This window comes from Psychrobacter sp. Pi2-51 (assembly GCF_904846665.1).
GTDB classification, from domain to species: Bacteria; Pseudomonadota; Gammaproteobacteria; order Pseudomonadales; family Moraxellaceae; genus Psychrobacter; species Psychrobacter glaciei.
The window spans coordinates 18,323-28,309 of the sequence record NZ_CAJHBP010000033.1; the positions used below are offsets into that span (position 1 = coordinate 18,323).

Genomic DNA, 9,987 nt, shown 5'->3' on the forward strand with positions numbered 1-9,987 from the left:
TGTCCAATTGCCAATTGCCTATTGGTATGCCGGTAAATTATTTGTATAAATAAAATAACCATTAGCAAATAAAAACAACTAAAATCACTTTTAAAATAATTTTGATAGGTAACTTTTACGCTCCAACAAACAACGATGATTTCATCATATTTAGGATAATGATTATGACTACCCAAGCTGCTCCTAACCGTGTACCTAATTTTTCAGCGGGACCTGCTACGATACCAACTGCCGTATTATCACGCGCTCAAGAAGAGTTGCTGGATTGGCAGGGACGTGGACTGTCGGTCATGGAAGTAAGTCATCGCAGTAAAGAGTATCTGGCGATTACTGAAAAAGCTGAGTCTAAATTGCGTTCGTTGATGGACATTCCAGATAATTATAAGGTGCTATTTTTACAAGGCGGCGCTAGCTTACAGTTTTCAGCGATTCCATTAAACCTATTAAACGGTGGGCGCGCAGATTATCTAACGACAGGTGCTTGGTCAGGTAAAGCAGTCAAAGAAGCAGCGCGCTATGCCAAACTAGGTCTTGGCGAGACTAATGTGGTTGCAACAGGCAAAGAAAGCAACTTTACCGATGTACCTGATCAAAGCGATTGGAATCTGAGTGAAGATGCAGCTTACTTCCATTACTGCGCCAATGAAACGATTCATGGCTTGCAGATATTTGCGCCACCAACCGTTGCTGCACCAATTATCGTTGATATGTCTTCTTGCATTTTGTCACAGCCAATTGACGTCTCAAAATTTGGGATGATTTACGCGGGTGCACAAAAAAATATCGGTCCAGCGGGACTTGTTATTGTGATTATCCGTGAGGATTTATTAGGGCAGGCAAGTGAGTGGTGTCCGCTGCTAATGAACTATGAGCATCAAGCTGACAAAGAGTCTATGTCAAACACACCAGCGACGTACTCTTGGTACTTGGCGGGATTGGTGTTTGAGTGGTTAGAAGAGCAGGGTGGCGTTGCTGCTATCGGCAAAATTAATCAGCAAAAAGCAGACTTGCTCTACAAAACGATTGATGACAGCAGTTTTTATAACAACCCAGTTGCGCCTAAGTATCGCTCTATCATGAATGTGCCATTTACTTTAGCAGACAGTAGCCTTGATAAAGTATTCTTAGAAGAGTCAGAAAAAGCAGGCTTACTGCATCTAAAAGGTCATCGTGATGTCGGCGGCATGCGTGCCAGTATCTACAATGCTGTACCGCTTGAGTGGGTACGGAAATTGGTCGACTTTATGATTGAATTTGAAAAAAAACACGCCTAAGTCAGTACGGGTTTGAGGAAAAAGACGCAACTTTATGAGCTGCGTCTTTTTTTATGAGAATTATTATTGTTTTAGGGCAGATGATGCGCTATACCTAACACTGCAAACTATTAGGTTAAAAAACCTAAGTTTGTTATGATAAAATTTTCAGCTGTTATGATAGCTTATATTTTTGTTTGCTTCTTATTTAAGCTGCGATGAGTTTTCAGTCATTAGGTAAATTCTCTATACATCCATTTGGTTTAGCAGAGGGGTTTGTTATAACTTCATTATGATAAAAAATACCATGCTAAAAACTGTCTTATTAGTGGCAATGGCGAGTTGGATACCAGCCAGTATGGCGACACCAATTACCATTACTGCGCTTGCACATAACAGCACTGCTGAATATGTCAACGCGCCTTATATGCCTTATGCCAATCCAAACGCGCCGACAGGGGGTACGCTCTCGCTCGATGCGCGTGGCACCTTTAATGCTGCCAATAAATGGATGACCACGGGCGTGGCGATGATTGGTACCGATTACCTTTATGATACTTTGATGACAGGCTCACTAAATGAAGCTTTTACGATGTATCCGCAGTTGGCAAGCAAGGTAACGTATGATCCTGATGACACCAGTTGGATTGTATATCATCTCAATCCTGCTGCCCGTTTTTGGGATGGATCGCCAGTGACCAGTCGCGATGTCAAAGCGACTTATGAGGCGATATTGAATAAAGGCCCGATGTACATTCGCAGTTATCTAAGTGATATCAAAGACATTCAAGTCATTGATGATCAGCAAGTCAAATTTGTCTTTGCTTCTACTGAAAACAAAGAAATCTTACTGACGGTTGGACAGTTTCCTATCTTTGCCAAATCCTCTATCGATGCTGATTTTGAAAAGATAAGCTTAACGCCATTGATGGGTAGTGGGCCTTATAAGCTAGGTCGGGTCGATGCAGGGCGTTCGGTGAGCTATGTACGTGATCCCAATTATTGGGGACGTGATCTGATGGTCAACCGTGGTCGTTATAACTTTGATATGATTAAGTTTGTCTACTATCAAAGCGATGAGATTGCTTTTGAAGGTTTCAAGTCTGGTCAATATCGCTTCCGCCCTGAGAACAAAGCCTCTAATTGGGCAACGGGTTATAATTTTCCAGCAGTAAAAGCGGGTCTCATTAATAAAGAAACGATCACCAGTCAAAACCCAGTACCGATGCAAGCCTTGGTCATGAATATGCGCCGCCCAATCTTTCAGGACATTAGAGTTCGTCAAGCACTGACCGCCGCTTATGACTTTGAATGGATGAATAAAACCTTATTTCATGGGCAGTATGAGCGCTTGCAGAGCTTTTTTCATGGCTCAGAGCTGGCGGCAACGGGTACGCCGTCTAGTCAAGAAATGCAGGTATTAACGCCTTTATTGTCTAAGCTTGAGCCGATTCAACGTAAAGCCGTATTAGCAGAATGGCAGCTGCTCACCAGTGATGGTAACGGCTTTAACCGTGAAGGGTTACTAAAAGCGCGGCAACTTTTGTTAGATGCTGGGTTTTATTATAACGATATGAAACTGTATCAACCTAATGGATCGCTTGCTCAGATTGAGATTTTGATGACAGGCGAGACCATGGGCCGTGTATTGCTGCCTTATATTCGTAATCTAAAACGTCTGGGATTTGATGCGACTTTGCGCCAAGTCGATGGGCCACAATATTATGAGCGTATGCGACGTTTCGATTATGATATGGTTGTCGATGTATTTGCCCAAAGTCTGTCTCCTGGTGCTGAGCAAGCAGCATTTTGGGGCAGCGCTGCTGCCGATGAGCCTGGCAATCATAATACGATTGGTATAAAAAACGCCGCTATCGACGAAGTGGTAGCAGCGCTGGGCGGCGCTGAAAATCGTGAAGAGATTGTGTTGTATACTCAGGTACTTGATCGTTTGCTACGCGTAGGGCATTATTTAGTGCCGCTATATGGTAAATCTGGCACCAATGTCGCCTATTGGGATCAATATCGTCATACTAAAAAACTGCCAACCAATGCCGTCGGTATTGACTACTGGTGGGTTGATAAAGAAGCAGAAGCACGCGTCAATCAGTATTTAAAACAATAAATGATATGACGCTTAATCTTGAAGTTTTATTTGATGTTAAAAGAATGAATAAAAGATATTTGCAATAAAGACAATCATCTGTAAGGACTTAATATGAGTATCCGTATTCACCCAATTAAAGCATTTAGCGACAACTATATTTGGACATTAATCAATGAAAACAATAAGCAAGCGATTGTCATTGATCCCGGTCAAGCTGAACCTGTCGTTGGCTATCTAGAAGACAACCAGTTAGAACTTACCTCGATTTGGACGACTCATCATCACCACGATCATACTGGGGGCGTCGCAGAGTTGCAAGAATCCTACCCGATGACGCATTTAGTCGCACATAGTGAACATACAGTTGATGAAGATCAAACGATAAAAGACGGTAGTACAGTCAGTGCGTGGGGCTGCTCTGCACAAGTTTGGGATATATCAGGACATACCGCCAGCCATATGGCTTATATCTTGGATATCGATGGGCAAAAACATTGCTTCTGTGGGGATACTTTATTCAGTGGCGGTTGTGGGCGTGTTTTTACTGGTACGATTGAGCAGTTGCATGATAGCTTTAAACGTTTAAATGAACTGCCTGCCGAGACATTGCTATATCCTGCGCACGAGTACACAGCCAGCAATCTACGTTTTGGGCTATCTATTGAGCCTGACAACGAAGCGATGCAGCAAGCATTGGCGCAAGCAGAGGCGCAAACCGTACAAGGTGTGCCGACATTACCAGTGACCCTAGAGCATGAGCGTGCAATAAATGTATTTTTACGCACACAAGAACCGAGCGTGATAGCAGGAGTTAAATCTAAAGTGACTATCGATGATGACAAGTCTTTGACGGTATTTGCGGCGCTACGTGAGCTGAAAAACAACTTTTAAAGCCTCATGCATCTTTGATAGCTGTTTTTTAGATCATTGCTTTTTAACTAAGTGTTAGCTGCTCATTTTTCTGTTCCGATATTTGTTTATTTTAGGAAGCTGCCATTATGGGTCGTTATATCTTAAAAAGATTACTGTTGATATTACCGACGCTATTTTTGATATTGCTGGCGAATTTTGTGATTGTGCAAGCGGCACCTGGAGGGCCTGTTGAGCAGCAATTGGCGCTTATCGAGCAAGGTGCAAAAGACAATGCGCTCGGTGGTAATATTGGCGCGGGCAGTGCAGGTGGTAATGACAGCACTTATCAAGGGACGCGTGGTCTCTCTGAGGAGATGGTTGCTGCGATCAATGCCCAATATGGCTTTGATAAATCTGCCCCCGAGCGATTTTGGCTTATGCTAAAAAACTATGCCCAACTGGATTTTGGTGAGTCGTTTTTTAAAGGCCAATCGGTGACTGATCTCATCATAGAAAAGCTACCAGTCTCAATCTCGCTTGGGCTTTGGAGCACGCTGCTGATTTATATGATAGCCATTCCGCTTGGAGTCTATAAAGCCATGCATCATGGCTCGGGGATTGATAAAGTCACTGCCATGCTGCTTGCTATCGGACATGCGATACCCGTCTTTGTATTTGCCGTCATACTGCTGGTGTTCTTTGCTGGTGGGAGCTACTGGAATATTTTTCCGCTACAGGGGCTAACGTCCGAAAACTTTGACCAATTAAGCACCCTTGGTAAAGTGAAAGATTACTTTTGGCACTTGGCATTACCACTGTTGGCAAGTACGGTTGGTGGGTTTGCTGGCTTGACCTATCTAACCAAATTCAGTTTTTTAGAAGAGTTGGGCAAGCAATACGTGCTCACCGCTCGTGCCAAAGGTTTAGGAGAGCGGCAAGTGTTGTATGGGCATGTGTTTCGCAATGCCATGTTAATTATCATCGCCGGTATTCCAGCTGCTATCGTTGGGATTTTCTTTGCGGGTAACTTTTTGATCGAGATTATCTTTAAGCTTGATGGTTTGGGACTGTTAGGTTTCGAAGCCATTCAACAGCGCGATTATCCAGTGATATTCGGCACGCTATTTATCTTCACGTTAGTGGGACTGCTATTGCAGTTAATCAGTGATTTGAGTTATCACTTAATCGATCCTCGTATTGATTTTGAGGGGCGCTAATGTCAAGTCATCCATTACCTTCAACGCCTTCATCTGCATCTCCTGTCTCTATGCCAAAAAAACGTCGGCTGAACCCTATCTGGCAGGCACGCCTAAACCGCTTTCGTCAAAATAGGCTTGGGGTGATATCACTGTTTGTTTTTGCGGTGATATTTGTCATTTGTATGGCGGCCAATGTCATTGCCAATGACAAGCCGCTGCTAGTGCAATATCAAGGCGACTATTACTTTCCTGTATTAAAAGCCTATCCTGAAACGACGTTTGGCGGTGTGTTCGAGACCGAAACCAATTACAAAGATCCTGCGGTGCAAACGCTGATTGATGAGCAGGGCTTTTATATTATGCCGCTTATTCCGTTTGCCGATCAGACGCCGAATGTTGAGTTGGGTCTGCCTTATCCAGCAGCACCAAACGCTCAGAATTGGCTTGGCACTGATGACATGGGGCGTGATGTGCTGGCGCGGATACTTTATGGTATGCGGGTATCGTTATTGTTTGGTCTGGCACTGACGCTCGCGGGCGCATTAATTGGTATTATCGTCGGTGCAATACAAGGCTATTATGGTGGCTGGGTGGATCTAGCAGGGCAGCGCTTCATGGAAGTGTGGGGCGGTATGCCTCAACTGTTTATGATTATTATTTTGGTTAGCTTATTCAGCCCCAGTATTACGATGTTATTTGGGTTAATGCTGTTATTTGGCTGGATGGGTCTGGTTGGTTTGGTGCGGGCAGAGTTCTTGCGCGCCCGCAACTTTGACTATGTGCGAGCCGCGCGCAATCTTGGGGTGTCGGACAGTCAGATTATGCTAAGACATATCTTGCCCAATGCCTTAGCGTCAAGCTTGTCGCAACTACCGTTTATCTTAACGGCCAATATTATTGCTCTGACCGCGCTGGACTTTTTGGGATATGGATTACCGCCCGGTTCGCCGTCTCTAGGTGAGCTGATGGTGCAAGGGAAAAACAACCTCGATGCGCCTTGGCTGGCTTTGTCAGGCTTCTTTAGTTTGACCTTTATCTTGTCATTGCTCATCTTTGTAGGCGAAGCGCTGCGTGATGCGTTTGATCCGAGGCGCTCTTGATATGACCATGATTAATAAAAAAAATAGCACGTCGAATGAAAAGCTCGACCGTGTACAAAGTAAGCTCATGTTGACAGTAGATAAGCTAAGTATCAGGACGGCTACAGGCGTCCAACTGGTCGACGAGTTATCTTATGAGCTGCGGCAAGGGCAAACCTTGGCCATCGTTGGTGAGTCAGGATCTGGCAAATCGATTGCCAGTCTTGCGCTATTAGGTCTACTACCAGATAGTTTAACTATCACGGGTGCGGTTCAGCTGGCAGGCACAGCAGGCATGTCTACATTACCGATAGCCAATGACAAAGGGCGTAATGCTGCACTACGACCTATTCGTGGGCAGCGTATTGGCATGGTGTTTCAAGAACCGATGACCGCATTGAATCCATTACATACGGTCGCCAAACAAATCGCCGAATCACTGCGTCTAAGCGGCGTGCCAAAAAAGCAATGGCGAGCAACCAGTATCGCTTTGCTAGATGATGTCAATATTACGGATCCTGCTGACAAGTTGAACCGTTATCCACATGAGCTATCAGGTGGTCAGCGTCAGCGAGTAATGATTGCCATGGCATTAGCTCAGCAGCCTGATATCTTAATTGCCGATGAGCCGACTACTGCGCTTGATGTCACTTTGCAGCACGAGATTTTGGCACTATTAGATGATCTTAAGCGCCAGCATAATATGGCGATGATATTAATCAGTCATGATCTTAATTTAGTCAGGCGTTACAGTGATGAAGTCGTCGTCATGCGCCAAGGAAAAACGATTGAACAGGGGCAAACATCAGCGGTATTTAGTCAGCCTAAAGCCGACTATACCCGTACGCTTATTCAGCAAGACTTTGGTCAAGCCTTAACTTTAGTCGATGATAATGCAGATAAGCAATCAAGCGTACTAGAAGTGAATAATCTAAAAGTACAGTTCCCGATTGAAAAAAGCCTATTCGGTGGTACAAAACGCTGGTTTGATGCGGTAAAAAATGTCGATATGACGTTACAAAAAGGACAGGCGTTGGGCATCGTCGGTGAGTCTGGCTCTGGAAAAACCACCATCGCACTCGCACTCAGTCAATTACTGAGCAACCAAGCACGTGTGAATGGGCAGATAGTCGTCAATGGGCAAGACCTCTCAGCATTGTCCAAGAGCGAGCTGCGTAAGTTCCGCTCACAGATTCAGATGGTGTTTCAAGACCCATTTGCCAGTATCAATCCGCGCATGACAGTTATGCAAATTATTGAAGAAGGGCTATTGGTACAAGGCGTGGACAAGGTCGCGCGCCAGCAGGCGGTCATGGAGAGTCTGGCTACTGTGCATTTGCCGGCGGATTTTGTACAGCGTTATCCGCATGAGCTGTCAGGTGGACAACGTCAACGCGTGGCATTGGCGCGCGCATTGATTATGAAGCCGAGCCTGCTCATATTAGATGAGCCTACTTCGGCGCTGGACAGTACCACGCAGGTAACAGTGGTCAGCTTGCTACGTGAAATCCAAGAGAAGCTGCAAATCAGCTATGTTTTTATCAGTCATGATTTAAAAGTAGTACGTGCACTGTGTCAGCACATTATGGTATTAAAAGAAGGCACATGCGTGGAGTATGGTCACACCGAAAATATATTTAATGACCCACAGCATCCATATGCTCAGCAGTTATTAAAAGCGAGTACCACTTAACAGGAACTAAAAACGGCTCAAAAATCAGAACATACCAGTTCATAATAATAGCGACATCCTAAAAAATGCAGTGGTACAATAAGTTTAGACACTCGTTTGCTCTATCGATATATTTTCGTGACCCATATATTTACCTATTTTGGCATCGCTTATTATTAGCGGGTCAAAATGGTCATCATTGCCATTAGAGCATTATTAAAAAAGGATTTTTTATGCCCAGTAAAAAGCAAAGCAGTCTTTCTAAATTAGTAAATAACAATCCATTACAGCACGCTGGTTACTTGGCGGTTGCCAAAACGCGTGCCAAAGTGCTAAAGGCCTTTTCTTATGTGATACCGATAAGAAGACCAATGCTATTCGTTGGTGAGACTGCCTGTGATGAGATATGTGATATGCTCATTAACGAAGGCAGTACCAATGTATTTATCGTCACTGATGCAGTGTTAAATAAGCTTGGTATACCTGCCAAAGTCACCGATTATTTAGATAGTAAAAGCATCAGCTACCAGCTCTATGATGGTATCACGCCAGACCCTACTTTTAAGGTCGTCGAAGAAGGACTACGCAAATCAGTTGACGCTAAGTGTGACTCGATACTGGCCATCGGTGGCGGTTCAGTCATTGACGCGGCTAAGATGATTGCAATGTCGCAAGGTAATAACTGTAAACCTAGACAACTTATCGGTATTCTCAAAGCAAGAAAACCCTCTATGCCATTGTATTGCATTCCTACTACCGCAGGTACAGGCTCAGAGGCAACGCTTGGTGCAGTGGTATCAGACGATAAAACCCATCAAAAAGCCTTGTCTATCGACCCAAGAATGGTGCCATTAGCTGCAGCTATAGACCCGGTTATTATGAAAGGTATGCCCGCGCACATCACAGCGGATACTGGTATCGATGTGTTGACACACGCGCTCGAAGCATGGATGAGCGTAAATGCAAGTGTAGAAACTGATTACTATGCGGCCTCAGCTGTCAAATCAGTCATGCACTATCTACCGCTGGCCTATAAAGATGGCGGCGATCTAAAAGCACGAGAAGAGATGGGTATCGCCGCTCACTACGGTGGTATTGCCTTTAACAAAGCAGGCCTAGGTTATGTTCATGCTATTGCTCACCAATTAGGGGCATATTATAGTATTCCTCATGGTCGCGCGAATGCCATCGTTTTGCCTTATGTGCTGGATCTAAATCGTAAAGCGAGTGAAAAACGACTGGCAGCATTGGCAAAGAAGACAGGCATGGTCAAACATGGTCAAGCCAGCAGTGGCAACGGTGCGATAGCAGATAACTTAATTGCCCAAGTACGAGAGTTGATCAAAAGTTTAAACATTGATCCAACGGTTAAAGGCATGAAAACTAGTGATTTTGACAGTATTGCTAAAGCCGCTGCAAAAGAAGTCAGCGATACTTATGCAGTTCCGACTTATATGCCAGCGTCTGGTATCAAGGAAATCTTGACCAAGATTATGCAAGCCAGTGAAGGTCGTGCTGGTGAAAATAAAAGTAGCGATAAAGCAGCATAGACTATTGTAGTCTGCTTATAATCATTGACTGATAAATTAAAAAAAGTCTATTACCATAAGGTAGTAGACTTTTTTTTGAAAAATAATTGGACGTGCTGTACATATATATATAACAATATAGGAATACTTCGGTGAGACCTAGAGGTTATGATAGTTAAATGAAATCCTTTTAGGAGATAGTTATGAATCGTATATTACTGTAGTGGTCAACTAATTTAGGACACCTGATAAGAGGTTTTTGTTAAAATAGCGTCTCTCTGTTTCTAATGGTGTTA

Annotated in this window: 7 protein-coding genes; all 7 read left to right on the forward strand. The window is 44.0% G+C overall.

Annotation, left to right across the window (positions count from 1 at the left end; genetic code table 11):
* Nucleotides 1-164 precede the first annotated feature (164 nt).
* Nucleotides 165-1,274 (forward strand): 3-phosphoserine/phosphohydroxythreonine transaminase, encoded by a 1,110-nt coding sequence (gene serC, locus JMY08_RS12775; protein WP_201593627.1) that lies wholly within the window; start codon nucleotides 165-167, stop codon nucleotides 1,272-1,274.
* A gap of 271 nt (nucleotides 1,275-1,545) precedes the next feature.
* Nucleotides 1,546-3,378: an extracellular solute-binding protein gene (locus JMY08_RS12780; RefSeq protein ID WP_201593628.1), complete on the forward strand. Its 1,833-nt coding sequence runs from the start codon at nucleotides 1,546-1,548 to the stop codon at nucleotides 3,376-3,378.
* A gap of 93 nt (nucleotides 3,379-3,471) precedes the next feature.
* Complete coding sequence (gene gloB, locus JMY08_RS12785; protein ID WP_201593629.1) at nucleotides 3,472-4,251, forward strand: hydroxyacylglutathione hydrolase; 780 nt, start codon at nucleotides 3,472-3,474, stop codon at nucleotides 4,249-4,251.
* A 107-nt stretch (nucleotides 4,252-4,358) separates the two neighbouring features.
* Complete coding sequence (locus tag JMY08_RS12790; RefSeq protein ID WP_201593630.1) at nucleotides 4,359-5,429, forward strand: microcin C ABC transporter permease YejB; 1,071 nt, start codon at nucleotides 4,359-4,361, stop codon at nucleotides 5,427-5,429.
* Between the two features lie 50 nt (nucleotides 5,430-5,479).
* Nucleotides 5,480-6,511, forward strand: a complete 1,032-nt coding sequence (locus JMY08_RS12795) for an ABC transporter permease (RefSeq protein WP_413540218.1) — start codon at nucleotides 5,480-5,482, stop codon at nucleotides 6,509-6,511.
* Between the two features lie 7 nt (nucleotides 6,512-6,518).
* Complete coding sequence (locus JMY08_RS12800) at nucleotides 6,519-8,183, forward strand: ABC transporter ATP-binding protein (RefSeq protein WP_201593632.1); 1,665 nt, start codon at nucleotides 6,519-6,521, stop codon at nucleotides 8,181-8,183.
* Nucleotides 8,184-8,395: 212 nt separating this feature from the next.
* A complete protein-coding gene (locus JMY08_RS12805; protein WP_201593631.1) occupies nucleotides 8,396-9,712 on the forward strand; it encodes an iron-containing alcohol dehydrogenase in 1,317 nt (438 codons plus the stop codon).
* Nucleotides 9,713-9,987: the final 275 nt, after the last annotated feature.